Annotated in this window: 30 protein-coding genes and 3 tRNA genes; 24 read left to right on the top strand and 9 right to left on the bottom strand. The window is 75.0% G+C overall.

What is annotated here, in order from left to right:
- Window positions 1-109: 109 nt before the first annotated feature.
- Both K1Y72_RS27200 and K1Y72_RS27195 read left to right on the top strand, forming a co-directional pair.
- Window positions 110-340, top strand: a complete 231-nt coding sequence (locus K1Y72_RS27200; protein WP_220169321.1) for an SCO5555 family protein — start codon at window positions 110-112, stop codon at window positions 338-340.
- 158 nt (window positions 341-498) lie between these two features.
- On the top strand, window positions 499-777 hold the full coding sequence (locus K1Y72_RS27195; protein WP_220169320.1) for an HU family DNA-binding protein: 279 nt from the start codon (window positions 499-501) through the stop codon (window positions 775-777).
- Window positions 778-872: 95 nt separating this feature from the next.
- Here K1Y72_RS27195 and K1Y72_RS27190 read toward each other — a convergent pair whose 3' ends face one another.
- Both K1Y72_RS27190 and cofC read right to left on the bottom strand, forming a co-directional pair.
- Window positions 873-1,085 carry a hypothetical protein gene (locus K1Y72_RS27190; protein ID WP_220169319.1) on the bottom strand — a complete coding sequence of 71 codons (213 nt, stop codon included), beginning with the start codon at window positions 1,083-1,085 and terminating at the stop codon, window positions 873-875.
- 10 nt (window positions 1,086-1,095) lie between these two features.
- The gene (gene cofC / locus K1Y72_RS27185) at window positions 1,096-1,782 is read right to left on the bottom strand and encodes a 2-phospho-L-lactate guanylyltransferase (RefSeq protein WP_220169318.1); all 687 of its coding nucleotides are present in this window, start codon (window positions 1,780-1,782) and stop codon (window positions 1,096-1,098) included.
- Between the two features lie 82 nt (window positions 1,783-1,864).
- On the opposite strand from cofC, the gene K1Y72_RS27180 reads away from it, so the two are divergent.
- The 5 genes from K1Y72_RS27180 to K1Y72_RS27160 all read left to right on the top strand — a co-directional run bounded on the left by K1Y72_RS27180 (window position 1,865) and on the right by K1Y72_RS27160 (window position 6,889).
- Window positions 1,865-2,680 carry a lysophospholipid acyltransferase family protein gene (locus K1Y72_RS27180; RefSeq protein ID WP_220169317.1) on the top strand — a complete coding sequence of 272 codons (816 nt, stop codon included), beginning with the start codon at window positions 1,865-1,867 and terminating at the stop codon, window positions 2,678-2,680.
- 17 nt (window positions 2,681-2,697) lie between these two features.
- Complete coding sequence (locus K1Y72_RS27175; protein WP_220169344.1) at window positions 2,698-3,687, top strand: NAD(P)H-dependent glycerol-3-phosphate dehydrogenase; 990 nt, start codon at window positions 2,698-2,700, stop codon at window positions 3,685-3,687.
- 13 nt (window positions 3,688-3,700) lie between these two features.
- Window positions 3,701-4,972 (top strand): trans-sulfuration enzyme family protein, encoded by a 1,272-nt coding sequence (locus tag K1Y72_RS27170; protein WP_220169316.1) that lies wholly within the window; start codon window positions 3,701-3,703, stop codon window positions 4,970-4,972.
- Window positions 4,973-4,993: 21 nt separating this feature from the next.
- Window positions 4,994-6,103, top strand: coding sequence for a D-alanine--D-alanine ligase family protein (locus tag K1Y72_RS27165; protein ID WP_220169315.1), 1,110 nt, complete (start codon window positions 4,994-4,996; stop codon window positions 6,101-6,103).
- Between the two features lie 141 nt (window positions 6,104-6,244).
- Complete coding sequence (locus tag K1Y72_RS27160) at window positions 6,245-6,889, top strand: acetamidase/formamidase family protein (RefSeq protein ID WP_220169314.1); 645 nt, start codon at window positions 6,245-6,247, stop codon at window positions 6,887-6,889.
- Here the strand turns inward: K1Y72_RS27160 and K1Y72_RS27155 are convergent, their stop codons facing one another.
- The 5 genes from K1Y72_RS27155 to rnhA all read right to left on the bottom strand — a co-directional run bounded on the left by K1Y72_RS27155 (window position 6,890) and on the right by rnhA (window position 10,879).
- A complete protein-coding gene (locus tag K1Y72_RS27155; RefSeq protein WP_220169313.1) occupies window positions 6,890-7,291 on the bottom strand; it encodes a carboxymuconolactone decarboxylase family protein in 402 nt (133 codons plus the stop codon).
- Window positions 7,284-8,123, bottom strand: coding sequence for an NAD(P)-dependent oxidoreductase (locus K1Y72_RS27150; RefSeq protein WP_220169312.1), 840 nt, complete (start codon window positions 8,121-8,123; stop codon window positions 7,284-7,286). Before K1Y72_RS27150 ends, K1Y72_RS27155 begins: the two co-directional genes overlap by 8 nt.
- On the bottom strand, window positions 8,120-8,860 hold the full coding sequence (locus K1Y72_RS27145) for an SDR family oxidoreductase (protein ID WP_220169311.1): 741 nt from the start codon (window positions 8,858-8,860) through the stop codon (window positions 8,120-8,122). The genes K1Y72_RS27150 and K1Y72_RS27145 overlap by 4 nt, the downstream gene beginning before the upstream one ends.
- Window positions 8,857-10,311, bottom strand: coding sequence for an aldehyde dehydrogenase (locus tag K1Y72_RS27140; RefSeq protein WP_220169310.1), 1,455 nt, complete (start codon window positions 10,309-10,311; stop codon window positions 8,857-8,859). The genes K1Y72_RS27145 and K1Y72_RS27140 overlap by 4 nt, the downstream gene beginning before the upstream one ends.
- A gap of 112 nt (window positions 10,312-10,423) precedes the next feature.
- On the bottom strand, window positions 10,424-10,879 hold the full coding sequence (gene rnhA, locus K1Y72_RS27135) for a ribonuclease HI (protein ID WP_220169309.1): 456 nt from the start codon (window positions 10,877-10,879) through the stop codon (window positions 10,424-10,426).
- A 177-nt stretch (window positions 10,880-11,056) separates the two neighbouring features.
- On the opposite strand from rnhA, the gene K1Y72_RS27130 reads away from it, so the two are divergent.
- From K1Y72_RS27130 to K1Y72_RS27065, 14 genes are all read left to right on the top strand, one after another.
- Window positions 11,057-11,935: a metal-dependent hydrolase gene (locus tag K1Y72_RS27130; RefSeq protein WP_220169308.1), complete on the top strand. Its 879-nt coding sequence runs from the start codon at window positions 11,057-11,059 to the stop codon at window positions 11,933-11,935.
- Entirely contained in the window at window positions 11,932-12,987 is a 1,056-nt protein-coding gene (locus tag K1Y72_RS27125; protein WP_220169307.1) for a PDR/VanB family oxidoreductase, read from the top strand. The genes K1Y72_RS27130 and K1Y72_RS27125 overlap by 4 nt, the downstream gene beginning before the upstream one ends.
- Window positions 12,988-13,180: 193 nt before the next feature.
- Window positions 13,181-13,254: transfer RNA gene (locus tag K1Y72_RS27120), tRNA-Leu, on the top strand.
- Between the two features lie 4 nt (window positions 13,255-13,258).
- Window positions 13,259-13,332: transfer RNA gene (locus K1Y72_RS27115), tRNA-Leu, on the top strand.
- Window positions 13,333-13,337: 5 nt separating this feature from the next.
- Window positions 13,338-13,420, top strand: a tRNA-Tyr gene (locus K1Y72_RS27110).
- A 47-nt stretch (window positions 13,421-13,467) separates the two neighbouring features.
- Window positions 13,468-14,106, top strand: a complete 639-nt coding sequence (locus K1Y72_RS27105) for a Crp/Fnr family transcriptional regulator (protein ID WP_220169306.1) — start codon at window positions 13,468-13,470, stop codon at window positions 14,104-14,106.
- 71 nt (window positions 14,107-14,177) lie between these two features.
- Window positions 14,178-14,918: a hypothetical protein gene (locus tag K1Y72_RS27100; protein ID WP_220169305.1), complete on the top strand. Its 741-nt coding sequence runs from the start codon at window positions 14,178-14,180 to the stop codon at window positions 14,916-14,918.
- The gene (locus tag K1Y72_RS27095) at window positions 14,915-17,107 is read left to right on the top strand and encodes a hypothetical protein (protein WP_220169304.1); all 2,193 of its coding nucleotides are present in this window, start codon (window positions 14,915-14,917) and stop codon (window positions 17,105-17,107) included. Before K1Y72_RS27100 ends, K1Y72_RS27095 begins: the two co-directional genes overlap by 4 nt.
- A gap of 129 nt (window positions 17,108-17,236) precedes the next feature.
- Window positions 17,237-17,818 carry a TetR/AcrR family transcriptional regulator gene (locus K1Y72_RS27090; RefSeq protein WP_308287249.1) on the top strand — a complete coding sequence of 194 codons (582 nt, stop codon included), beginning with the start codon at window positions 17,237-17,239 and terminating at the stop codon, window positions 17,816-17,818.
- Between the two features lie 11 nt (window positions 17,819-17,829).
- A complete protein-coding gene (locus K1Y72_RS27085) occupies window positions 17,830-19,026 on the top strand; it encodes a cytochrome P450 (protein WP_220169302.1) in 1,197 nt (398 codons plus the stop codon).
- Between the two features lie 3 nt (window positions 19,027-19,029).
- Window positions 19,030-19,809 (top strand): SDR family oxidoreductase, encoded by a 780-nt coding sequence (locus K1Y72_RS27080; protein ID WP_220169301.1) that lies wholly within the window; start codon window positions 19,030-19,032, stop codon window positions 19,807-19,809.
- A complete protein-coding gene (gene cyp51 / locus K1Y72_RS27075) occupies window positions 19,806-21,137 on the top strand; it encodes a lanosterol 14-alpha demethylase (protein ID WP_220169300.1) in 1,332 nt (443 codons plus the stop codon). The genes K1Y72_RS27080 and cyp51 overlap by 4 nt, the downstream gene beginning before the upstream one ends.
- Window positions 21,138-21,147: 10 nt before the next feature.
- Window positions 21,148-21,342: a ferredoxin gene (locus tag K1Y72_RS27070; RefSeq protein ID WP_220169299.1), complete on the top strand. Its 195-nt coding sequence runs from the start codon at window positions 21,148-21,150 to the stop codon at window positions 21,340-21,342.
- The gene (locus K1Y72_RS27065; protein ID WP_220169298.1) at window positions 21,343-21,894 is read left to right on the top strand and encodes a YybH family protein; all 552 of its coding nucleotides are present in this window, start codon (window positions 21,343-21,345) and stop codon (window positions 21,892-21,894) included.
- A 22-nt stretch (window positions 21,895-21,916) separates the two neighbouring features.
- Here K1Y72_RS27065 and K1Y72_RS27060 read toward each other — a convergent pair whose 3' ends face one another.
- Window positions 21,917-22,342: a DUF3515 domain-containing protein gene (locus tag K1Y72_RS27060; RefSeq protein ID WP_258573909.1), complete on the bottom strand. Its 426-nt coding sequence runs from the start codon at window positions 22,340-22,342 to the stop codon at window positions 21,917-21,919.
- Between the two features lie 28 nt (window positions 22,343-22,370).
- On the bottom strand, window positions 22,371-22,604 hold the full coding sequence (locus tag K1Y72_RS27055) for an Lrp/AsnC ligand binding domain-containing protein (protein ID WP_220169296.1): 234 nt from the start codon (window positions 22,602-22,604) through the stop codon (window positions 22,371-22,373).
- Window positions 22,605-22,703: 99 nt separating this feature from the next.
- Here K1Y72_RS27055 and K1Y72_RS27050 point away from each other — a divergent pair, with 99 nt between their 5' ends.
- The 3 genes from K1Y72_RS27050 to thiD all read left to right on the top strand — a co-directional run bounded on the left by K1Y72_RS27050 (window position 22,704) and on the right by thiD (window position 25,226).
- Window positions 22,704-23,639, top strand: coding sequence for a thiamine-phosphate kinase (locus K1Y72_RS27050; RefSeq protein ID WP_220169295.1), 936 nt, complete (start codon window positions 22,704-22,706; stop codon window positions 23,637-23,639).
- Between the two features lie 101 nt (window positions 23,640-23,740).
- A complete protein-coding gene (locus K1Y72_RS27045) occupies window positions 23,741-24,382 on the top strand; it encodes a cellulose binding domain-containing protein (protein WP_258573873.1) in 642 nt (213 codons plus the stop codon).
- A 49-nt stretch (window positions 24,383-24,431) separates the two neighbouring features.
- Complete coding sequence (gene thiD, locus K1Y72_RS27040) at window positions 24,432-25,226, top strand: bifunctional hydroxymethylpyrimidine kinase/phosphomethylpyrimidine kinase (RefSeq protein ID WP_220169294.1); 795 nt, start codon at window positions 24,432-24,434, stop codon at window positions 25,224-25,226.
- Window positions 25,227-25,275: the final 49 nt, after the last annotated feature.

The raw sequence follows: 25,275 nt of genomic DNA, 5'->3' as shown, positions 1-25,275 counted from the left end.
GAGCGCCCCGTCCGGGCGCTCCGGCCCCCCGCCCTGCGGGCCCGCCCCGCCGTCGAGGACAATCGACGCCGAAGGCAGGACCGCGACGGTGGGGGAGGGCGAGCGTCCGATGCCGGTCCCGGAGGAAGGGCCGCGGTGGGAGGACCCCGAGCTGACCCGCCTCGCGCGGCGGCTCCGCGACGCCCACCGGCTCGTCGCGCCGCTGCCCGCCGAGCACCGCAAGCGGCTCATCAGGCACCTTCTGGCGATCACCGATCTGGCCAAGCGGGACACCGCGCTGGCGGCCCGCCGGCTGGACGCGTTCCTGGCCGATTTTCACGGCACCCCCGACGCCCGATAGCGTGCATGGTGGCCGGATCCGGTCCGGCGCCCTGGCGAGAGGGGGGCGATGCCGACAAAAACGTCAGCGACACGGGAACTCTTCCGCGCTGGTGATTGTGTCGGTGTCAACGCTCCCTTAGTTTCGTTCGGGCAAGGGGGGAACCAGAGGAGTAACCCATGAACAAGCGAGAGCTGGTCGACGCGATCTCCGACCGCCTGGGCAGCAAGAAGGCCGCGGCCGAGGCTGTCGACGCGATCCTGGAGACGATCCAGAGCACGGTCGCCAAGGGCGACAAGGTCGCCATCACCGGTTTCGGTTCGTTCGAGAAGGCCGACCGGCCCGCTCGTACGGCGCGTAACCCCGCAACGGGCAAGACGATCGAGGTTCCCGCCACGTCGGTGCCGAAGTTCAAGGCCGGCGCGGACTTCAAGAACCTGGTGGCCGGCAAGAAGTAGCACCACCCGGCACACGGCGCCCGGGAACCGCATGAGCGTGCGGTTCCCGGGCGCCGTCGCGTGTCCGGGGGGCCGGCGGGCGTCCCGGCGGGCGCTCAGGCGCCCTCGGGCAGCGGGAACGTCGACAGCGTGATCACCGAGATGCGGTAGTCGGCGTCCAGCGCGAGGTTCACCCGCTGCCCCGACCGCAGCAGCCGGAGGCCGCCCGCGTCGAACGCGGCGGTGCCGAAGGGCAGCTCGGTCCCGTCGTCGAGCAGCACGCTGCCCGAGCGGGTCCCGGCGTCGTAGGTGCGCACCGTGGCCTGCATGATCGTCACCTTAGCCCGTCACGCCGGGCCGCGCGGGGCGCCCGCCGTCCAGCAGCGCGGCCACGGCCGCGGTGCGCGGGCCGGTGCCGAGGGCGAGGGCGGTGGCGAGGTCGCCGGGGGTGTCGACGTCCCGGCGGACACTGGCGATGCCGTCCAGCAGCAGCTCCCGGGCGCCCTGCGCGCGGTGCGCGTCCCGCGAGGCGCCCCCGAACGCGGGCCGGAACGGCACCCCCGGCCGCACGGTGTAGAGGGTCGTGCCGACGCCCTGGGCGTCGGGGACGAACGCCTCGGGCGCCCCGGCCGCCGCCGCCAGCACCCGTGCCAGCTCGTCGGGGCGGAGCGCGGGCAGGTCCGCCGACAGGGCGCCGACCCCGGCGTCCGGCGCCGCCGCCCGGCCCCGCGCCGCCCCGTACTCCAGGGCCGGGTTCAGGCCCGCGTCCGGCCGGTCGGGGACGACCGTCGCGCCGAGCGCGGCGAGCTCGGCGGCGGGCACCGGGTCGTCGGTGACCACGATCACATCGCGGACGGCGGCGCAGCGCAGCGCCGCGGCGACGGTGTCGGCCGCGACCGCGAGCGCGAGCGCCTGCCGGTGCGGGCCGGCGGCCGCGGCCATACGGGTCTTGGCCAGCGCGAGCACCTTGACCGGCACCACGAGCGACCAGGGAAGTCGGGACTCACTGCTTGCTGCTGTAGACATGGCGAACTCGACACTATGCGGCGGCAACCGCGAGACTGAGGACATCCCACGCCGAGGCGTGGCCGATCGAGGAGGGACGGGCATGCGCGACGGCTATTCCCCCGCCTGGCGGAGGTTCACGATCGTCATCCTGCGCCCGCTGCTGTACGGGCTGCTGAAGCGGGACTGGCGGGGCCGCGGCAACGTGCCGCGCACCGGCGGTGTGATCATCGCGGCGAACCACATCTCCGAGGCGGACCCGCTCGCGCTCGCGCACTTCGTCTACGAGTCCGGCCGCTACCCGGTGTACCTCGCCAAGTCCACGCTGTTCGACGTGCCGCTCCTGCGCGCCGTCTTCCGCGGCACCGGCCAGATCCCGGTGTACCGCGACCGCACGGACGCCTCGCTCGCGCTGCGCGACGCCGAGGAGGCGCTCCGCCGCGGCGAGTGCCTGATGTTCTACCCCGAGGGCTCGTGCACCCGCGATCCCGACCTGTGGCCGATGACCGGCCAGACCGGCGTCGCCCGCATGGCGCTGAAGACCGGCGCCGCCGTCGTCCCGGTCGCCACCTGGGGCGCGCAGGAGCTGCTGCCCTACAAGAAGGGCGAGGCGACGGGGCTCCGCGGCGAGCTGAAGAAGGGCTTCCACCCCTTCCCCCGCAAGACGATGAAGGTCGCCGCCGGGCCGCCCGTGGACCTGTCGAAGTACGCCGGCGAGCCGCTCACCAAGGACATCCTGCACGCCGCCACCGAGGACATCATGGAGCAGATCGCGCTGCTGCTCGGCGGGCTGCGCGAGGCCGAGCCGCCCGCCGTCCGCTACGACCACCACAAGGTGCGCGAGGAGCGGCGCCGCGCCGCCGAGGAGGGCCCGGCCGGGCCCGTCCCGCCGGCGGCCGGCCCGGGGAGCGGCGCGTGACCTTCCGCACCGCCGTCATGGGCGCCGGGTCCTGGGGCACGGTGTTCGCCAAGCTGCTCTGCGACGCGGGCGGCGACACGACGATCTGGGGCCGCCGCGCCGCCGCCGTCGAGGCCGTCAACGAGCGGCACGAGAACCCCGACTACCTGCCCGGCGTCGCGCTGCCCGAGGCGCTGCGCGCCACCACCGACCCCGCCGAGGCCCTCGCCGGCGCCGACTTCGTCGCGCTCGCGGTGCCCGCGCAGACGCTCCGCGAGAACCTCACCGCCTGGCGGGAGCTGCTGCCGCCGGACGCGGTGCTGGTCAGCCTGATGAAGGGCGTCGAGCTCGGCGGCTCGCGGCTGATGTCGGAGGTCATCGGCGAGGTCGCCGGCGCCCCCGCCGACCGGATCGCGGTGTTCTGCGGCCCGAACCTGGCCCGCGAGATCGCCGCGGGCCAGCCGGGCGCCGCCGTCGCCGCCTGCACCGACGCGACCGTCGCGCGCCGCCTCCAGGAGGCGACGATGACGCCGTACTTCCGCGTCTACACGACCACCGACGTCGTCGGCTGCGAGCTCGGCGGCGCGGTGAAGAACGTGGTGGCGCTCTGCGTCGGGATGGCCGTCGGGCTCGGCTTCGGCGACAGCACCCGCGCCCTGCTGATGACGCGCGGCCTCGCCGAGACCGCGCGGCTCGGCGCGGCGCTCGGCGCCGACGAGCACACCTTCGCCGGGCTCGCCGGGATGGGCGACCTCATCGCGACGTGCAGCTCGCCGCTGTCGCGCAACCGCACCTTCGGCGAGAACCTCGGCAAGGGCATGAGCGTCGACGAGGTGATCGCCGTCACCAAGCAGACCGCCGAGGGCGTCAAGTCGTCGGAGGCGGTGCTGGAGCTGGCCCGCAAGCACGGCGTGGAGATGCCGATCGCCGAGGCCGTCGCGGCGGTGCTCTACCGCGACATGCCGATCATGGACGCGGCGGTCTCGCTCATCTCGCGCTCCCCGAAGCCCGAACGGTACGGTGTGTGACATGCTGTGAGCGATGCGTAAAGAGCTCCGGGGGCTCGGCGAGAACACCCGCGCCGCGCACCCGCCCACGCCGCCCGTCCCGCAGCAGGCGCCGCTCGGCCTGCCGGTCTGGCGCGCCGGCGCGTACGCCTTCGCCGGCGCCGCCGAGCACGCCGCCCTCGCCGCCGGCGAGGCGCCCGGCTACACGAGCGGCCTCGCCGGGAACCCGTCCGCCGACGCGTTCGCCGAGGCGCTCGCCGCGCTGGAGGGCGTCCGGCTGAGCGAGCCGGTCGAGGCGCAGGCGTTCGCCTCCGGCATGGCCGCCGCCACCGCCGTGCTGCTGGCCTTCACCGGCGCCGGCGCGCACGTCGTCGCGCCCGCCGCCTGCGACGGCGGCCTGCACGGCCTGCTCACCGGCCTGCTCGCCCGGTTCGGGGTGCGGGCCAGCTTCGTCGACGGCGCCGACCCGGCGGCGGTGCGCGCGGCGATCCGCCCGTCCACCCGGCTGGTGTGGGCCGAGACGCTGTCGGCGCCCGCGATGGCGGTCGCCGACCTGCCGCTGCTCGCCGAGATCGCGCACGAGGCGGGCGCGCTGCTGGTCGCCGACTCCACCCTCGCCACGCCGGTCGTCTGCCGGCCGCTGGAGCACGGCGCCGACCTCGTCGTGCACGCCGCCGGCACCTGCCTCGGCGGGCACGGCGACGCGACCGGCGGCGCCGTCGCCGGGGCGCCCGCGCTGCTCGCCGAGCTCCGCCGGGTCCGCACCGACACCGGCGCCGTGCTCGCGCCCGACGAGGCGTTCCTGCTGCGCCGCGGCCTGGAGACGCTGCCGCTCCGGATCCGCCGCCAGTGCGACACCGCGAACCTGTTCGCCGCCGCCCTCGCCCGCCACCCCGACGTGAAGGCGGTCGGCTACCCGGGCCTGCCGGGCCATCCGGGGCACGCGCTGGCCCGCGAGCTGTTCGACGCCGGGCCCGAGGGCACCCGCTTCGGCGCGGCCGTCACCGTCACCCCGCACGGCGGCGCGGACGCCGGGCTCGCGCTCGCCGACGCGCTGCGGCTGCCGCTCGTCGCCGCGACGTTCGGCGGCGCCCGCACCACCGCGCACCATGTGGCGTCCACCACGCACCGCCACCGCGGCCCGGACGCGCTCGCCGCGGCCGGCGTCGACCCGGGCGCGGTGCGGTTCTCGCTCGGGCTGGAGGACGCCGACGATCTGATCAGGGACGTCACCGAGGCGCTCGCCGCGCTGCGGCGCGCCCGCGGCGCCGCGACCCGGGAGCCGCTCGTGGCCGATACCGGCTGATCACCGGTAGGGTCGGGCATCATGTCCCAGGCTTCAAAGATCCGCGTGGCCGTGGTCTTCGGCGGACGCAGCTCCGAGCACGCCATCTCCTGCGTCACCGCGGGCGCCGTCATGGCCGCCATGGACCGGGACCGCTACGAGGTGGTCCCGGTCGGCATCGCCCGCGACGGCCGCTGGGTGCTGGCCGGGCCGGGCCAGCGGCTCGCCATCGAGGACGGCGCGCTGCCCGAGGTCGACGGCTCCGGCGCGGCCCTCGCGCTGCCCTTCGACCCGGACGCCGCCGGGCTGGTGGAGCTGGCGCCGGGCGAGGTGCCGCGCGCCCTCGGCGAGGTCGACGTGGTGCTGCCGCTGCTGCACGGCCCCTACGGCGAGGACGGCACCATCCAGGGCATGCTGGAGCTCGCCGGGATCCGCTACGCCGGCGCCGGGGTGCTGGCGAGCGCGGTCGGCATGGACAAGGGCTTCATGAAGCTGGTCTGGCAGGCGTCCGGGCTGCCCGTCGGCCCCTACGTGCTGGTCGGTGACCGCGAGTGGCGGCGCGAGCGCAAGCGCAAGCTCGACGAGATCGCCGAGCTCGGCCTGCCCGTCTTCGTCAAGCCGGCCCGCGCCGGGTCGAGCATGGGCATCACCCGCGTCACCGCCGAGGACGGCCTGGAGGCCGCGATCGAGGCGGCCCGCGAGCACGACCCGAAGGTCATCGTGGAGGCCGCGATCGTCGGCCGCGAGATCGAGTGCGGGGTGCTGCAGGGCCTGGACGACGGGCCGCCGCAGGCGAGCCTGCCCGCCGAGGTCCTCACCTCCGGCGACCAGGACTTCTACGACTTCACGACCAAGTACCTCGACGGCTCGACCAGCCTCGCCATCCCGCCGGACCTGCCGCCGGCGGCGGTCGCCGAGGTGCAGGCGATCGCGGCGCGGGCCTTCGACGCGCTGGACTGCGAGGGCCTCGCCCGGGTCGACTTCTTCTACACCGCCGACGGCCGCTGGCTGCTGAACGAGATCAACACGATGCCGGGGTGCACGCCGACGTCGGCGTTCCCGCAGATGTGGGCGGCGAGCGGGATGGACTACCCCGCGCTGGTGGACCGGCTGGTCCGGACGGCGCTGGAGCGGCCGCTCGGCCTGCGCTGACGGAGGCCCCGGCCGGGGGCGGCCGCCGTCCGGGCCGGTGATCGGCGTCTTACGCAAGCTTCGTGGCGCCGAAACCGTCCGGTAACAGGCCGGGCGGCAGGATCGGGTCCTGCACCGACCGTCCCGGAAGGACCCGCTCCCTTGTCGCTCTCTCTCGCGCCCTCGCCCGCCCGCTCCGTGCTCGGGCACGACCGCTGGCACCCCGACATCCCGGCCGTCGCCGAGGTGATCACCGGGGGGACGGTGCGGATGGAGTGCCAGGGCCGTGCCCCCGGCGCCGACGCGGTGCTCTGCGGGCCCCTGGTGGTCGTCGGCGCCGAGCCCGGCGACGTGATCGTGGTGGACGTGCTGGGGGTCGGGCCGGCGGGCGGCGGCCCCGCCCGCGCCGGGCACCCCGGCGTGATCGGCTGCGCGCCGGACGCCGGGGCGCTGCGCGCCGCCGGGGGCGCCGAGCCCGCGGGCGTCCCCGCGCTGCTCGGCGGGGTGCGGCCCGAGGCGCCCGGCTACGGCCAGGTGGCGGCCGAGGCGGTGCGGAGCGAGACGCGCGGCCGGCAGATCGGCTCGTGCGCGATCGCGCCGCTGACGGCGGGCTCGCGCATCCTGCTGCCGGTGCACGTGCTCGGCGCGAAGCTGTCGGTCGGCGACCTGCACTTCCCGGCGAGCGCCGCGCAGGACTGCCGGCGCGCGCCGCTCGCCGGGTGGATCGACCTGCGCGTCAACCTCACCCGGCGGGGCGTCGAGCGGTTCCGGGTGGCCGGGCCGATGCTGATGCCCTCCCCGTCCTGATCAGCCGTCCTCGTCCGCCTCGGCCGCCGCCTCGGCCTCGCGGCGCAGGCGCTTCTCGTGCTCGGCGATGAGGGTGTCGGCCTGCACGCTCAGCTTGGAGCCGAGCGGCCAGCCGATGTAGTGGGTCAGGAAGATCGCGATCTCGCGGAGTTCGTCGGCGGTGAGCTCGCCGTTGCCGAGGGCGGCCGGGATCTGGATGTCCAGCACGTCGTTCAGGCCCTGCCCGGCGAGGGCGCCGATGAGCAGCAGCCGCCGGTCGCGGAAGGACAGGCCGGGGCGCGTCCAGATGTCGGCGAACAGGTGGTCGACGGTGAGGTGGAAGAACTCCCCGGGGGCGTCGCCGATCTCCCAGCCGTAGACCCGGCGCATCATCTCCAGGCCGCGCGCGCGGCGCTCATCCATCGCGGTCCTCCCCGAGTCCGAGCCCGGCGGCGAGCCGCTCCAGGGCGAGCCGGGCGAGCGGGGCGTCCACGCCGAGCTCCCCGGCGAGCTCCAGCGCGAGCGCCAGGTCCTTCGCGCCGAGCGAGTGGACGTTCTGCATGATCGGGTACAGGTCGTCGGCGGGATCCAGCGGCGCGGCGGTGCCGCGCAGCATGATCGCCCCGGGGCCGCCGGTGATCGCGTCGGTGTGCCGGACGACGCGGCCGAGCCGCCGCAGCGACACCCCGGCCGCCTCGGCGAGCCGCTGCGCCTCGGCGGCGGCGGCGAACGCGGTGAAGTGCAGCAGGTTGCGGGCCAGCTTGGTACGGGTGCCGGCACCGACCGGGCCCATGTGCAGCACGAGGTCCGCCCACGCCCCGAACGGCTCCCGGCAGCGCTCGAACGCCTCCTCGGTGCCGCCGACCATGACGGCGAGGGTACCGGCGGTGGCGCCCATGAACCCGCCGCTGACGGGGGCGTCCACCACGTCGATGCCGTACTTGCGGCCCTCCTCGGCGAGCTCCTCGGCGGTGCTCGCCGAGATCGTGGAGTGGATCGCGAGGACGCTGCCGGGCCGCGCGGACGCGAGCGCCTCCGCGCCCACCTCCCGCACCTGCGCGTCGTCGCGGACCATGACCGACAGGACGTCGGCGTGCGCGGCGGCGTCGGCGACGCTGCCGGCGAGGCGGGCGCCCGCCTTCACCAGATCGGCGGCCGCCTCGGGGCGGGCGTCGTAGACGACCAGGCCCGCGTCCACCAGGTGCGCGGCCATCGGCGCGCCCATCTGGCCGAGCCCGACGAAACCGACGGTCATGCGCGGAACACCTCGCCGCCGTCGACGTTGACGATCTGGCCGGTGACCCAGGCGGCGTCGTCGGACAGCAGGAACAGGCACATGCCGACGAGGTCCTGCGGGGTGCCCATGCGCTTCAGCGCCATCCGGTCCCGGACGATCTTCTGGGACATGTTGCCCGGCACGACGGTGCGGTTGGCCTCGGTGTCGATCGGGCCGGGCGCGATCGCGTTGACCCGGATGCCGAGGCTGCCGAGCTCGTGCGCGAGCTGCTGGGTGAGGCCGTTCACGCCGACCTTGGCGAGCCCGTAGAAGCCCGAGTACTGCCAGGCGGCGGTGGACGACTGGTTGACGATGGAGCCGCCGCCGCGCGCCTGCATGTGCGGGTGGACGGCGCGGGCGCAGAGCAGCGCGCCGTCCATGTTCACCGCCATGAACCGCTTGTAGTAGTCCCAGTCGACGGTGAACAGGAAGTCCAGCTTCATCGTGCCGAAGATCGCGGCGTTGTTGACCAGGTGGTCGATGCCGCCGAAGCGCTCCGCGGCAGCGGTCGCCATCGCCTCGACCGACGCCGGGTCCGACACGTCGGTGCGGACGTAGAGGCCCTTGACGTCGTCGGCGACGGCCTGCCCGCGCTCGTCCACGTCGGCGACGACGACGGACGCGCCCTCGGCGGCGAGCGCCCGCGCGTACGCCTCGCCGATGCCCTGCGCCGCGCCGGTGACGATCGCCACCTTGTTCTCGAACCTGCCGCTCATATCCCCTCCGCGATGGCCTTGGTCTCCAGGTACTCCTCGAACCCGGCCACGCCCATCTCGCGGCCGATGCCCGACTGCTTGTAGCCGCCGAACGGGACGTCGGCGCCGTACCAGACGCCGCTGTTGACGCTGACGGTCCCGGCGCGGAGGCGGGCGGCGACGGCCCGCGCCCGCTCGGCGCCGCCGTGCACCGCGCCCGACAGCCCGTAGGGCGAGTCGTTGGCGATGCGGACGGCGTCGTCGTCGCCGTCGTGGGGGAGCAGCACCAGCACCGGCCCGAAGATCTCCTCGCGGGCGGTGCGGGCGCCGGCGTCCAGGCCGGTGACGAGGGTCGGCTCGATCCAGAAGCCGCGGTCGCGGCCCTCGGGGCGGCCGCCGCCGGCGGCGAACGTCCCGCCCTCCTTGACGGCGAGCTCCAGGTAGCCCTCGACGCGGTCGCGCTGCCGCTCGGAGATCACCGGGCCGCAGATGGTGGAGTCGTCGGCCGGATCGCCGGCGCCGAGCCGGGCGAGCGTCTTGCCGATGATCCGGGCGGCCTCGTCGTAGCGGTCGCGGGGCACCAGGATGCGGGTGGTGAGCGCGCAGCCCTGCCCGGCGTGGGCGACGCTGCTGAAGGCGGCGTAGGAGCAGGCGGCCTTCAGGTCGGCGTCGTCCAGGACGATGAACGCCGACTTGCCGCCGAGCTCCAGGAACACCCGCTTCAGGCCCGGCACGGCGGCCCGCATGACCTTGCGGCCCGTCTCGGTGGAGCCGGTGAACGACACCAGGTCGACGCGCGGGTCCTCGGCGAGCTGCGCGCCGAGGGCGTGGTCGGAGGAGGTGACGATGTTGACGACGCCCGCCGGGATGTCGGTCTCGCGGGCGATGACCGCGCCGAGCACGGCCGCGCACCAGGGGGTGTCGGGCGCGGGCTTCAGCACGACGGTGTTGCCGGCGGCGAGCGCCGGGCCGAGCTTGGCGAGGTTGATCTGGTGCGGGAAGTTCCAGGGGGTGATCGCGCCGACGACGCCGACCGGCTCGCGGACGACCGTCCGGTCGCTCGCCATGCCCATCGGCTCGGCGCGGCCGAGGTCGGTCGTCCAGGCGTAGGACTCGGCGAGGTCGGCGAACCAGCCGATGTCGTTCACCGGGGCGTCGAGCTGGGCGCCGTAGGTGAGGAAGCGGGGCGCGCCGACCTCGGCGATCGTCAGCTCGCGCAGCTCGTCCGCGTGCCGCTGGAGCGCGTCGCGGAGCTGGCGCAGGCAGCGCACGCGCAGGGCGAGGTCGGTGGGCCAGGGGGACTCGTCGAAGGCCCGGCGGGCGGCGGCGATGGCCGCGTCCATGTCGGCGGCGGTGGCGTCGGCGGCCTCGCCGAGCACCTCGCCGGTCGCCGGGTTCAGCGTCGCGAACGTGCCGCCGGACCCCGCGGCGAGCCGCCCGTCGATCAGGAGGGGGGAGGGGCTGTCGAGCAAGCGATCGGTTGTTCTGGACACATGTCCAGACTACAGTTCAGGACACGACGGAGCGCAAGGGGCGATCCGGGGCGGAAGCGGGAGAGGAAGCGGGGAGGGCCGGACGGGGCGGTCAGCGCGCGGCGGCGAGGCCGAGGCGGCCGCGCGTCGCCAGCTCGTCGGCGCGCTCGTTCTCGGGGACGCCGGCGTGGCCCTTCACCCAGAACCACTCGACGCGGTGGCGCGCCATCGCCGCGTCCAGGCGGCGCCACAGGTCGTCGTTCTTCACCGGCTGCCGGGACGCGGTCAGCCAGCCGTTGCGCTTCCAGTTCGCCATCCACCGCGTGACGCCCTGCCGCAGGTACTGGCTGTCGGTGTGCACCCGCACGAGCGACGGCCGGGTGAGGTGCTCCAGCACCTGGATGGCCGCCATGATCTCCATGCGGTTGTTGGTGGTGTCGGGCTCGCCGCCGGACAGCTCCTTGACGTGCGCGCCGTAGCGCAGCACCGCGCCCCAGCCGCCCGCGCCCGGATTCGGGCTGCACCCGCCGTCGGTGTAGGCGACCACCGGCGTGCCCGGCCCGTCCATGCGCGCTCCCGTCGAAAGGCGGCGCGCTCCGGCGGCGCGCCGCCGCCATTGTTATCACCCGCGGGCGGTTCCGGGTGACCAGCCTCACCGGGCGCGCGCGTTGTCGGCGCGGCCCGCCCGCTGTAGCGTTCTGGACTGTTCGTCAATAAGCCCTTGCTTTCCCCCGGGGAGGGTGCCGTGACCGTCCACCTCGGCGAGCCGGAGAACATCGTCCTCCAGGCCCGCGACGTGCGCTTCGACTGGGCGGCGGTGCCGCTGCACTGGATCCCCGGCGACCCGGTCGCCACCCACTTCGTCAACGTGCTGCACCTCCTGCTGCCCGCCGGCGAGGAGTGGTTCGTCCGCGTCTTCAAGGAGACCGTGCCGCACATCCGCGACGACCGGCTCCGCGAGGACGTCCTCGGCTTCATCGGCCAGGAGGCCGTGCACGCCGCCTCCCACGACGGCGTCCTCGACCACTTCCTGGCGCAGGGCCTGGACGTCCGCCCGTTCGTGCGGCAGGCGGAGTTCATGTTCGAGGGCCTGCTCGGCGACCGCGGCCTCACCGGCGAGCGGGCGCACGGCTGGCTGGTCGAGCGGGTCGCCCTGATCGCCGCGATCGAGCACTTCACCGGCGTCCTCGGCGACTGGATCCTCAACGCCGGGGCGCTGGACCGCGCCGGCGCCGACCCGACGATGCTCGACCTGCTGCGCTGGCACGGCGCCGAGGAGGTCGAGCACCGGCACGTCGCGCACGACCTGTTCATGCACCTGGACGGCTCCTACGGGGCGCGGCTGCGCGCGATGGCCCAGACCGTCACGATGCTGCTGTCCCTCTGGCAGCGCGGCCACCGCTTCCTGCTGGACCGCGACCCGCTCGTCCGCGGCCGGATCAAGGGCGGCCTGCGGCACGCCCGCCGCACCGGCCGCGCGGGCCTCACCCCCGACGGCCGCATGCTCGGCGCGTCGGTGCGCCGCTACCTGAGCCGCTCTTACAGCCCGCTGAACGAGGGGTCCACCGCGCAGGCGCTCGCCTACCTCGCCTCCTCCCCGGCCGCGCAGGCGGCGCTGCGGTGACGAGCCCGGCCGACGTCCCGCCCGACCTGTACGGCCGCCGCGCCCGCGACCCCTTCTGGGCGGCGGCGAGCGCCTTCTTCAACGGCGTCCAGCGGGTCCGCTCGCTCCGTCCGCCCGCCGTCCGCCCCGTCCGGCCGGTGGACCGCACCCTCGCGCTCGTCGTCCAGGAGATGCGGCGCGAGGCCGCGGACGTGGTGAGCCTCCGGCTCGGCGCGCCCGACGGGCGGGCGCTGCCCGCCTGGCAGCCCGGCGGCCACCTGGACGTCCGGCTGCCGTCCGGGCGCCGCCGCCAGTACTCCCTGTGCGGCGACCCCGCCGACCGCCGCTCCTACCGCATCGCCGTCCGCCGCCTGCCCGGCGGCGGGGGCGGCTCCCGCGAGGTGCACGACACCCTCACCGAGGGCGCCGCCCTCACCGCCGAGGAGCCGCGCAACGCCTTCCCGTTCCTCGCCCGCGACCGGTACCTGTTCCTCGCCGGCGGCATCGGCATCACCCCGATCCTGCCGATGGTGCAGGCCGCCGAGCGCCTCGGCGCCGACTGGCGGCTCGTCTACACCGGCCGCACCCGCGCGAGCCTCGCCTTCCTGGACGAGCTGCCCGCCGGCCGGACCGAGGTCCGCACCGACGACGAGCACGGCGTCCCCGACTGCGCCGCGCTGCTCGCCGCCGCCCCGGCGGACGCCGCCGTCTACTGCTGCGGCCCCGCCCCGATGATCGACGCCGTGCGCGCCGCGTTCGTCCCCGGCGGCCCGGCCACCCTGCACTACGAGCGGTTCGCGCCCGCCCCGATCGTGGACGGCCGCCCCTTCCAGATCGAGCTCGCCCGCACCGGTGCCGTCCTCGACGTCCCCGCCGACCGCTCCGCGCTGGACGTCATCAGGGAGAAGGCGCCGACGGTCGCCTACTCATGCCGGCAGGGTTTCTGCGGCACCTGCCGGGTGTCACTGCTGGCGGGCGACGCCGACCGCCGCCACCCGTCCGACCCCGCCCCTGACTCACTGCTGGTCTGCGTGTCCCGTGCCAGCGGCGGGAAACTGACGCTCGACCTGTAAATACGTTGCCGCCGTCCGCGCGTCCTGGCACCGTTGTGCGTGTCAGGCCGCCCGTGACGAACACAGGTGAGGAGGGACCGGCCATGCGTCGACTTCTGTATCGACTGCCCTCGGCGTCGCACGCCAGCAACGGCCGGTATCCCGTCTGACTCCCGGCCGCGCGCCCGCGGTGACGCCTTCCCCGAACATGCGCGCGGCTCTACCCCAATCGGCAGAGGGACCGGTCTCAGGTACCGGACGTTCCGGGTTCGAATCCCGGGAGCCGCACGACGCCCTCGTAGTCCAACAGGGAGAGGCACCCGGTCGAGAGCCGGGAGGGTGCGGGTTCGAATCCCGCCGAGGGCACTCCAGGGGCGGCGCCGACGCCGGAGAGTCGGGCCTGGCTGTAACCCGGGCGCCTCGCGCTGAGTGGGTTCGACTCCCACCCGCCCCACCCCTCCGCCCCTTGCGGCGGCCGGTCCCGCTGTGGGAGACAGGGGCGTGAGCGTCCCCGGACCCTGGCGCGGCCTCTTCGACGGAGCCGCGGAGAAACGCTTCCCCACCGGCGCCCCGCTGCTGCGGCAGGGCGATCCCGCCACCCACGCGCTGCTGCTGACGGCGGGCCGCGTCAAGGCCGTGCTGACCCTGCCGGACGGCGACACCGTCCTGCTCGCGGTGCGCGGCCCCGGCGAGCTGCTCGGCGAGATCTCCCTGCTCGGCGGCGACGGGCGGTCGGCGACGGTCGTCGCGATCGACCCGTGCCGGACGCTCGTCCTGCCCGCCGGCCGGTTCCGCGAGCGGGTCGCGTCGGCCGGGCTGGAGGGCGAGCTGCTGCGGCGGGCGATGCGGCGCATCCGCGAGGGCGAGGAGTGGCGCGCCGAGATCGCCACCCTGCACTCGGGGCCGCGCGTCGTGCGGGCCCTCCTGCGGCTCGCCCAGGCCGACGCGCGCGGGACGGTGGAGGTCGGCGTCGGGCAGGAGGAGATCGGGCAGGCCGTCGGGCTGTCGCGCGGCGTGGTGGCGGGCGAGCTGAAGGCGCTGCGCGCGGCCGGGCTGGTGGAGACCGGCCGCCGCCGGATCGTCCTCCGCGACCTGCCGCGGCTGCGGGCGCTGGCCGGACCAGGCCAGCGCGATGTCTGATATCTGACACTGCGTTCCCGCCCCGTTCGGCAGGGTGAGCACACATCCGCCGACCACCGGGGAAGGCCACCATGGAGACCTTTCGGGCGCTGCTGACCGTGGACGCCGAGAAGTTCAGCACGCACCGCGACGCCGACCTGCCGGGCGTGCACACGGAGATCCGCGACGCCGTGGAGCGGGCCTGCCGGGACAGCGGCCTCGCCGAGACCTGGCGCGCCGTCCGGTTCCTGGAGAGCACCGGCGACGGGCTCCTGGCCGCGCTGCCGCACGAGGCGATCCCCGCGCTCGTCCACCCCTTCCCGGCCCGCCTCCAGGAGGCCCTCGCGGACGCGGCGCCGCGGCTGCGGGCCCGCGGCCTGCACCTGCGGCTGCGCGCCGCCCTGCACTTCGGCCTCGTCGACGACGAGCGCCCGGACGCGCCGGGCATCTCCGCCGCCGTCACCGAGGTCTGCCGCCTGGTGGAGGCGAAGCCGCTCCGCGCGGCCCTGGCGGACTCGCACCGCGACGTGACGTTCGTCGCCTTCCTGGTCTCGGCCGAGGTGTTCGCCACCTACGTCCAGGCCGGCCGCACCGGCCTGCACGCGAGCCGGTTCACCGAGGTCGCCGTGGAGGTCAAGCAGTTCGCCCGGCCCGCCTACCTGCACGTCCCGGTCTCCTCGGCGCGCGGTGGCGGACCACCTGCGAAGGAGTCCTCGGAAGACGCGCCGGCACCGGCCGTACCGTCCATCAGCGGCGTGAGGATCAGCGGTGCCCGCGCGCAGGTCGCGTTCGGCAACACGGTGCGCGGCGATCTCCGGCAGGACCGGCCATGACGGCGTCCGACGATGTCACGATCAGTGGCGATGGCGCGCAGGCCGCCTTCGGCAACGTCGTCTCCCGCGATCTGATCATGAAGCAGCTCACCTTCGTGCGGGGACGGCCCGCGATGATGCTGTCCGAGGGCGAGGTGGCGGACCGCACCGCTGGTTACGTGCCCGCCCTGAACCACGGGACGATCGTCGAGGCCCTGCGCGGCCACCACGTGGCCGCGCTGTGCGGGCCGGGCGGAGCCGGTGTGGTGACGACGGGCGTCGCCGCCCTGCGGGAGCTGCGTCCGGGCTTGCCGATCCGCCTGCTCTCGCTGGAGGACGACGATGTCAGCGAGATCGGTGAGATCGGCGTGCACGGCTATCTGGTCCGCGCGGCCGACGAGCAGGAGACGACCCTGCGTTCGTGCATCGAGGCGGTCCGCAGCGCAGGAGGTTACCTGCTCATCGTCGGGACCGGGGCCGACTGGAAGCGGTTCGCCGGGTTCCTCCGGCCGATCGTCGTCCAGCCGCCATCGGCCGAGCGGGTCTACCGCCGGCGGCTGGAGCACGCCGGGTTCGCCGACACGCGCTGGCCCGAATGGCCGCGGGCGGCCGAGCTGCTGCGGGACGGCGCCGCGGGCGACGGACGCCGTCTCGCCGATCTCGTCGTCGAGAACGAGGGCGCCGACGATCGAGAGGTGGAAAAGGCCTATCTCGGCTGGCCCGACGAGCTGCGGAACTGGTTCACGAGCCATGGCGACGTGCAGGAGCGGTCGCTGATGGTGGCCGCCGCGATGATCGAACCGGCCGACGAGACCAGCGTCTACGGTGCGGCGCTCGCGCTCGCGCGGCAGCTGAGACTCACGGTGGCGGGCGGTGGCCTCGCCTGGCACCCGTCCACCGGGCTCGCCGAGCTGCTCGGCACCGACCAGCGCGACGGGGTGATCGTCTTCTCCCGGCAGGGTTACGCGCGCTCGGTGCTCCGCCATGTCTGGGACGAGTACCCGCTCACCCGGCACGACCTCCTGTCGTGGCTGTCGCTCCTGCCCGTCGACGCGGGTCTCGCGCTCGATCCGCGGATCCGGCAGCGGCTCGCCGAGACGTTCGCCGACCTGGCGGCCGAACACGGTATGGCCGACAAGATCCTGAAGACCGTCGAGTGGTGGTCCGACGACCGGTGGCAGGCCGCCGACCTCTCCTATGTGGTGCTCGCCCGCACCTGCCTCGACCCACGTGTCGGCGGACGCGTGCGGCGCCGGCTCTACCAGTGGTCACGCGAGCGGCAGGCGCCTCAGGCCCTCAGGCTGACGGTCGCCCGGACCTGCCTCGTCCTCGGCCAGACGCACACGAAGATCGCGCTGACCCGGCTGAAGCACCTGGCCTCTCACGGGGACGGGCGGGTCGCGGACGAGGTGTTCGAGGTGGCCCGCGACCTCGCGGAAGCGCACCCTGAGACGGTCTTCACGACCGCCGTCTCCTGGTGCGAGACCGCTTTCGGCCTGCCGCCCGGGAACGGGTTCTGGCGCATCGCCGCGGGCCTTCGGATCGCGCTGGAGGGGACCGCCGACGGGACGCCCGCCGCGGCGGCGCGGGCGCGAAGGACCGTGGACCTGCTCGGCTGGATGGCGGCGGCGGACCGCGACGAGCTGCGGCCGCTGGTCCTCAGCGCGCTCGGTACCCTCGCGGTCCACCATCGCGGGCTCGTCGCCGCCGCGCTGATCGCCTGGACGGCCAACCTCGACCGGTCGCCGTTCTTCGCGGCGGGACGCCGGGCGGACCTCGCGGCGGAGGCTTTTCTCGCGGAATCGGCGGTGCGGGACGCGGCGGGATGGCCCCTCCTGCTGATCGACGGACCGGGAGCGGCCCTGGACTCCTGGATCCCCGCGTGGCGATTGGCGCTGGCGGCCGAGACCCGGCCCGGCGGCGGTTATGCGGGTCTCGCGGAGGCCGTCGGGGCCTGGCTGGACCACGCGCAGGCCCGACCGGACGTGCGCCATCCGATCGTGGCGGTGTTCTCCCTGGCGACCGGCGAGGATCCGCCGCGCCGGTACGCCCTGACCGGTCTCACCCGCGAATGGGCGGACGGGCGCCCCGAGCGCCGGGCCGTCCGGGACGCGATCCTGACGCGGATACCCCAGTCGGAGTGGCAGCGGACGCTGCTGGCCCTGGTGGGCGGGGTACGGACCGTCCTCCGGGCGCCGCCCCCTGGTTGACGGGCGGCCCGCCGTACTCGCCGGTGACGCGCCCGTCCCGCCCGAGATCTGCGCCGCCATGGACCAGGCGCGGGCGGGCGCGGCGGGGCGGGTTGTCCGCGAGCGCTAACTGAACTAATGTCTGGACATGTGTCCAGTGAGTTGACGACCGAGTCCACCCGTAGGCGCCTGACCGAGCGGCAGGCCGACACCGTGCGGCGGCTGACCGACGCCGCGGTGGTGGAGGTCCGCGAGGCCGGCTACGAGGGCCTCACCGTGCGGAACGTGGCCAGGCGCGCCGGGGTGGCCCCGGCCACCGCCTACACCTACTTCGCGTCCAAGAACCACCTCATCACCGAGGTCTTCTGGCGGCGGCTGCACGCGCTGCCGCCGGTGGCCGAGACGGTGGCGGCGCCGGGGACGGGCGGGGTGGTCACGGTCCTCCGCGAGATCGCGCTGCTGGTGTCGGACGAGCCCGAGCTCGCCGCCGCCTGCACCACCGCGATGCTGGGCACCGACCCCGACGTGCGCGAGCTGCGGATCCGGATCGGCGTGGCCATCCGGGACCGGCTGCGCGCCGCGCTGGGCCGCGACGACCCGAAGATCCTCGGCGCGCTGGAGCTGGCCTACGCCGGCGCGCTGGTGCACGCGGGCATGGGCTACACCTCCTACGCCCGCATGGCCGACCGGCTGGCGGAGATGGCCGAGCTCATCCTGCCCGACCCCGAGTGAGGTGACCGGCCGTGGACCCCTCCCACCGCCCCTCCTACAGCCCCTACGACTACGCCGTCCACGATGACCCCTATCCCGTCTACGCGCGCCTGCGCGACGAGGCGCCGCTCTACCGCAACGACGCCCTCGGCTTCTGGGCGCTGTCGCGGCACGCCGACGTCGCCAGGGCGTTCCGCGACCACGAGACGTTCTCCAGCTCGCACGGCGTGTCGGTCGAGCCGAGCGCGTGGGGCCCGCAGGCCCACCGCACCATGTCGTTCCTCGCGCTCGACCCGCCCCGCCACACCCGGATGCGGTCCCTGGTCTCCAAGGGGTTCACGCCCCGCCGCGTCAAGGAGATGGGCGACGGCATCCTGGAGCTCACCCGCCGCCATCTGGAGGCGCTGCTCGACCAGGGCGAGGGCGACTGGGTCGCCGACTTCGCCGGGCTGCTGCCGATGGACGTCATCTCGCAGATGATGGGCGTCCCCGAGGCCGACCGCGCCGAGGTGCGGCGCCTCGCCGACCTCGTCGTGCACCGCGAGGAGGGCCTGGACGACGTGCCGCCCGCCGGCATGGACGCCGCGCTCACCCTCGTCGGCTACTACGAGGACATGGTCGCCGAGCGGCGCCGCGCGCGCCGCGACGACCTGACGTCCGCGCTGCTGGACGCCGAGCTGGACGGCGACCGGCTGGACGACAAGGAGGTCATCGCCTTCCTGTTCCTCATGGTCGTCGCCGGCAACGAGACGACCACCAAGCTGCTCGCCAACGCCCTGTACTGGGCGGCGCGCAACCCCGCCGAGGCCGCCAAGCCCCTGCGCGACCCCGGCCGCGTCGACGACTGGGTGGAGGAGACGCTGCGCTACGACACCTCCAGCCAGATGCTCGCCCGCCTCGCCGTCCGCGACAGCACCTGGCACGGCACCACCGTCCCCGCGGGCGAGCGGGTGCTGCTGCTCGTCGGGTCGGCCAACCGCGACCCCCGCGCGTTCGACCGTCCCGACGCCTACGACCTGGACCGCGACACCTCCCAGCTGGTCAGCTTCGGCGGCGGGCGGCACTTCTGCCTCGGCGCCAACCTGGCCCGGCTGGAGGCGCGCGTCGCGCTCGGCGAGCTGGTCCGCCGGGTCCGCGGCTTCGAGGTCGACCACGACCGCGCCGAACGCGTCCACTCGGTCAACGTGCGCGGCTTCGCCACCCTCCCCGTCCGCCTGGAGGTCAGGTAAGACATGCCCAGGTTCGCCCCCCACCCCGACCGGCGGCCCGCCGTCGTGTCCGGCGCCTCGTCCGGCATCGGCGCCGCCACCGCCCGCGCGCTCGCCGGGCTCGGCCATCCCGTCGCGCTCGGCGCCCGCCGCGCGCGGGTCTGCGCGGACATCGCCGCGGAGATCCGCGCGGACGGCGGCGAGGCCGTCGCGCTGCCCCTCGACGTCGCCGACGAGGACTCGGTGAAGGCGTTCACCGCCGCCGCCGAGGACGCGATCGGCGCCGCCGAGATCGTCGTGTCGTCCGCCGGCGACCTGTCGGCCGACCGGATCCACGACCTGGACTCGGCGGCCTTCCTCGCCCAGGTGCAGGTCCACCTGGTCGGCGCGCACCGCCTCGTCTCGCACCTGGTGCCCGGCATGGTGGCGCGCGGCCGCGGCGACGTCGTGTTCGTGTCCTCGGACGTGGTGCGCGCCCCGCGCACCCGCATGGGCGCCTACGTCGCCGCCAAGAACGGCGTCGAGGGCATGGCCCGCGCCCTGCAGATGGAGCTGGAGGGCACCGGCGTGCGCGCCTCCATCGTCCGGCCCGGCCCGACCAGCACCAACATGGGCCTGAACTGGGATCCCGACGTCACCGGCGAGGTCCTGGAGGAGTGGGTGAAGTGGGGCCTGGCCCGCCACTCCTCCTTCCTGCGGCCCTCCGACGTCGCGTCCGCCGTCGCCGCCGTGGTCGGCGCGCCGCGCGGCGCGCACCTGTCCCTGGTCGAGGTCCAGCCCGAAGCCCCCTTGGAGCAGCGATGACGATCCCCTTCGTGTCGGGCGGCCCCGACCACCTGGAGGAACTGCGCACCGACCCGATCGCGCTCATGGAGCGGGTGCGCGGCGAGTGCGGCGACGTCGGCGCGTTCCGGCTCGCGGGCCGCGACGTGGTGCTGGTGTCGGGCGCCGAGGCCAACGAGTTCTTCTTCCGCGCCCCGGACGAGGACCTCGACCAGGCCGAGGCGTACCCGTTCATGACGCCGATCTTCGGGGAGGGCGTGGTCTTCGACGCGACCCCCGAGCAGCGCCGCGAGGCCCTGCACAACCAGGCCCTCAAGGGCTCCTACCTGAAGGGCCACGCCGCCACCATCGCCGCCGAGGTCGGCCGGATGACCGCCGGGTGGGGCGAGGACGGCGAGATCGACCTGCTCGACTGGTTCGCCGAGCTCACCATCTACACGTCCTCGGCCTGCCTGATCGGCCGCAAGTTCCGCGAGCAGCTCGACCACCGCTTCGCCGAGCTGTACCACGAGCTGGAACGCGGCACCGACGCGCTCGCCTACGTCGACCCCTACGCGCCGATCGACAGCTTCCGGCGCCGCGACGAGGCGCGCGCGCGGCTCGTCGCGCTCGTCCAGGGGATCATGGACGGCCGCGACCCGCGCCCGCCGCGCGAGGACCGCGACCTGCTCGACGTCCTCATCTCCATCCGGGACGAGGACGGCACGCCGAAGTTCACCGCCGACCAGATCACCGGCATGTTCATCTCGATGATGTTCGCCGGGCACCACACCTCGTCCGGCACCGCCGCCTGGACGCTCATCGAGCTGCTCCGCAACCCCGGCGTCCTGGACGGCGTCGTCACCGAGCTCGACGACCTGTACGCCGACGGGAGCGAGGTGAGCTTCCAGGCGCTGCGCACCATCCCGCGCCTGGAGGCGGCGATCAAGGAGGCGCTGCGGCTGCACCCGCCGCTGATCCTGCTGCTCCGCGTCGCCCAGAACGAGCAGGAGGTCCTCGGCCACCGCATCGCGCCCGGCACGATGGTCGGGTGCAGCCTGGCGGTGTCCAACCGCATCGCCGAGGACTTCCCCGACCCCGACGCCTTCCACCCCGAGCGCTACCTCGCGCCGCGCGAGGAGGACCTGCTGCACCGCTGGACGTGGGTGCCGTTCGGGGCGGGCCGGCACCGCTGCGTCGGCGCGAACTTCGCGATGATCCAGCTCAAGGCGATCTTCTCGGTGCTGCTGCGCGACTGGGAGTTCGAGCTCGCCCAGGACCCCGGCTCTTACCGCAACGACCACTCCAAGATGGTCGTCCAGCTCGCCCGCCCCTGCGCCGTCCGCTACCGCCGCCGCAAGCGGCCGTGAGGGGGCCCGCATGAGGATCGAGGTCGACGCCGACCTCTGCCAGGGCCACGCCCTCTGCGAGCTGGAGGCCCCGGACGTCTTCGAGGTCGAGCGCAAGGGCAAGGTCCGCGTCCTGGACCCCGCGCCGCCCGAGGACGCCCGCGCCGAGGTCGCGTCCGCCGTCCGCTACTGCCCCACCCAGGCCCTTCGACTGCTGGAGACGTGAATGACCGCCTTCCCCCGTGCCGAACTGGACGCCATGGTCGCCCGCTGGCTGGAGGCCAACCGCGAGTGCGAGGCGGTCGGCGACTGGCGCCCGCTCGCCGACCTGTACACCGAGGACGCCACCTACGGCTGGAACATCGGCCCCGACCAGGACTTCATGGCCGTCGGCCGCGACGAGATCCGCGACATCGCGCTCGGCAGCGAGATGGGCGGCCTGGACGGCTGGACCTACCCCTACCAGTCGATCCTCGTCGACGAGAAGGAGGGCATGGTCGTCGGGTTCTGGAAGCAGATCGCCGACGCGAAGCGCGCCGACGGGTCGCCGTACGAGGTCGCCGGGATCGGCGGGAGCTGGTTCCGCTACGCCGGGGACGGCCGGTGGTCGTGGCAGCGCGACTGGTTCGACCTCGGCAACGTCACCGCGGTGTTCATCGAGATGCTGAAGGCCGGGGTGCTGTCGGACGGCATGAAGCGCCGCCTGGACCGGGCCGCCGCCGGCGGGCCGATCCCCGGCTACTACCCGCGCGGTGAGGCGCCCGTCCCCATCTGGTGACGGAGGCCGGGCCCGGGGGCCGCTAGATCTGGCCCTCGGGCTTGGCCGGGATCGCCGCCTTGACCAGGTCGCCGACCTCGATGAGCACGTCGCCGGGCGGCGCGTACTTGGCCGGGACCGTCACCTCGACGTACGCCTGGCGGGCCACCGCCGTCCAGGTGACGGGCCGGTCGGCGGGGACGCCGAACCACTCGACGCCGCTGATCGTCTGGAGCTGGGAGACGGGGCCCAGCTCCGCCGGCGCCGGCACCCCGCAGCGCAGCGCGATCGCGGGGGAGCCCCACACGGCGGTCAGCGGCGAGGACGGGGAGGTGTCGCGGCGGGCGAGCCCGTGCAGCTTCTGCGGGAGCCGGAGGCCCGCGCAGAGCCGGGCCGCCGCGGCGTCCGGGGCGGGCGGCGCGACCTGCACCGCGCCCGCGCCGCAGCCCGCCGCGGCGGGTGCGAGCAGCGCGAGCAGCGCGAGGGCGGCGCGCCGCCTAGATGTGGACGATCGGGCAGGTGAGGGTGCGGGTGATGCCTTCGACGCCCTGGATCGAGGCGACGACGAGCTTGCCGAGCTCGTCGACATTGTTCGCCTCCGCTCGCACGATCACGTCATAGGGGCCCGTCACGTCCTCCGCCAGCGTCACGCCGGTGATGTCGGAGATCTCGCCCGCCACCGCGGCGGCCTTGCCCACTTCGGTCTGGATGAGGATGTAAGCCTGCACCACCACGTCCTCCCCTGGGCGGAGAAAAGCGTTCGGACGGTCACCGTATCGTGTTGTGCGCCGTGGCGGCAGCACGGGGTGGGGCGGGTGGAACGGGGGAGCATGACCGGTATCTCTGAGCTGGGGGAATTCGGGCTGATCGGGCGGCTGGCCGCGCGGCTGCCCGCCGCGCCGGCGGTCCTGCTCGGCCCCGGCGACGACGCAGCGCTCGTCGCCGCCCCCGACGGGCGGGTCGCCGCGACCACCGACCTGCTGGTGGAGGGCCGCCACTTCCGCCGCGACTGGTCGGGGCCCTACGACATCGGCCGCAAGGCCGCCGCGCAGAACCTCGCCGACGTCGTCGCGATGGGCGCCCGCCCGACCGCGCTGCTCGTCGGCCTCGCGCTGCCGCCCGCCACCGGGACCGCCTGGGTCGAGCGGCTCTACGACGGCCTCGCCGACGAGTGCGCCGAGACGGGCGCGGGCGTCGCGGGCGGCGACGTCGTCGCGGCGTCCGAGGTCACTCTCGCGGTCACCGCGCTCGGCGACCTCGGCGGCGCGCAGCCGCTCACCCGCTCCGGCGCCCGCCCCGGCGACGTGCTCGCCTACCGGGGCCGCCTCGGGTTCTCCTCGGCCGGCCTCGACCTGTTCCGCGCCGGCGCGGACGGCCCCGCCGAGCTGCTGGACGCCCACCGCCGCCCCCGCCCGCCCTACGCGGCGGGCGCCGAGGCCCGCGCGCTGGGCGCCACCGCGCTGCTGGACGTGAGCGACGGCCTGCTCCAGGACGCCGGGCACATCGCCGCCGCGTCCGGCGTCCGCATCGAGATCGACACGGCGCGGGTGCCGGTCCCCGCCGTCCTCGGCCCGGACGGCCTGCGGCACGTCCTCACCGGCGGCGAGGACCACGGCTTCGCCGGTACCTTCCCGCCGGACGCCCCGCTGCCGCCATCATGGACGGTGGTGGGGACGGTGGCGGCGGGCACCGTGACGCAGGGCACGGGCGTGGTCGTGGACGGCCGCCCCGCCGGCCCCGGCGGATGGGATCATTTCAGCAGCTGAGGGGCCCTACGGCGGGATGCGTCCCGAGGTGCGGCTTTGCTCATCCGGTAGGCAGCCTTGACGGGGATTTGGTATACATCCTGTGATCGAAGAGGGATGGGATGGGACGACACACCAAGCTCCAGCAGGCGCAGGGCGGCCCCGGGCGGGCCGCCGGACCGCCCGCCGGCCCCTCCCGGCACGAGGCCCCCGAGGGCCCCGGCGGTCCCGCCGAACCCGCCCGCGGCCGGGCGGCGCGGCTGCTCGCGATGACCCCCGTGCCGCTGCTGCCGATCTTCGCGCTGGTGATCGCCGTCGGAGTCGTCGCCTACGCCTACAGCACCAAGCAGATCTCGCTGAACTTCTCCCCGCCCTCGGAGGGCGCCCAGTCCGGCACCGAGGAGAGCCAGGTCGCGCAGCGCAACCCCGGCGACCGGGCCAGCCGCAGCGCCCGCGGCACCGCGCGCCTCGTCGTCTCCTTCCGCACGACCGCGCGCACCGCGACCGGCTTCACCGGCGCCGCCACCATCGCCAACCGCGGCGACGCGGCCGCCCCGCGCTGGTCGCTCGCCTTCGCCTTCCCCGCCGCCACGGTGCGGACGCTGTCGGGCGGGCAGGTCGTGCGGACCGGGAGGCAGGGCTGGGTGCGCAGCGCCGCGGCGCTCGCCCCCGGCGCCTCGGTCACGGTCGTCTACACCGCGCGCGGCACCGCCGCCGCCCCCGCCACGTGCGTCCTGAACAAGCTCACCTGCGCCCACCCCTGACCGCCGGGAACGCACCAATGCGCGGTGGTGTGCGCCCTAAAGTAGGGGCATGACCGTCTCCGCTCCGCCGCTCGTCCTCACCGTCGCGGGATCGGACTCCGGCGGCGGCGCCGGGATCCAGGCCGACCTGAAGACCATGCACGCCCACGGCGTGCACGGCATGAGCGTCGTCGCGGCCGTGACCGCGCAGAACTCCGTCGGCGTCCAGGGCTTCTGGGAGCTGCCGCCCGAGGCCGTCCGCGCGCAGCTCGACTCGGTCCTGGACGACATCGGCGTGCACGCGGTGAAGACCGGGATGCTCGCCTCGACCGCCCTCGTGGAGACCGTCGCCGCCCGCCTCGCCACCGTGGACGCGCCCGTCGTGGTCGACCCGGTCGGCGTCTCCAAGCACGGCGACGCCCTGCTCGCCCGCGACGCCGTCGCCGCCGTCCGCGCCGTCCTGCTCCCCGTCGCGACCGTCGCGACCCCCAACCTGTGGGAGGTCGAGCAGCTCACCGGCGTGAAGGTGGTGGACGAGTCGGGGCTCCGCGAGGCCGCCGAGGCCGTCCTCGCGCTCGGCCCCCGGTGGGCGCTGATCAAGGGCGGGCACCTGCCCGGCGAGCCCGCCGACCTGCTGTTCGACGGCGAGCGCGAGCACCGCTTCACCGCCGCCCGCCACGACAACCGGCACACCCACGGCACCGGCTGCACGCTGGCGTCGGCGATCGCCTCCCGGCTCGCGCTCGGCGACACCGTCCCCGCCGCGGTCGCCGCCGCCAAGGACTACGTCACCGGCGCCATCGCCGCCGGGTTCCCGCTCGGCGCCGGCATCGGCCCGGTCGACCACGCCTGGCGCACCCGCTGACCCCCGGACCCGGGGCGGGGCGGGCCCGGACGACGAAAAGCCGGTCCCG

The sequence above is a fragment of the Actinomadura parmotrematis genome, from assembly GCF_019458805.1.
GTDB classification, from domain to species: domain Bacteria; phylum Actinomycetota; class Actinomycetes; order Streptosporangiales; family Streptosporangiaceae; genus Spirillospora; species Spirillospora parmotrematis.
This window is presented reverse-complemented; position numbering and strand designations above follow the sequence as displayed.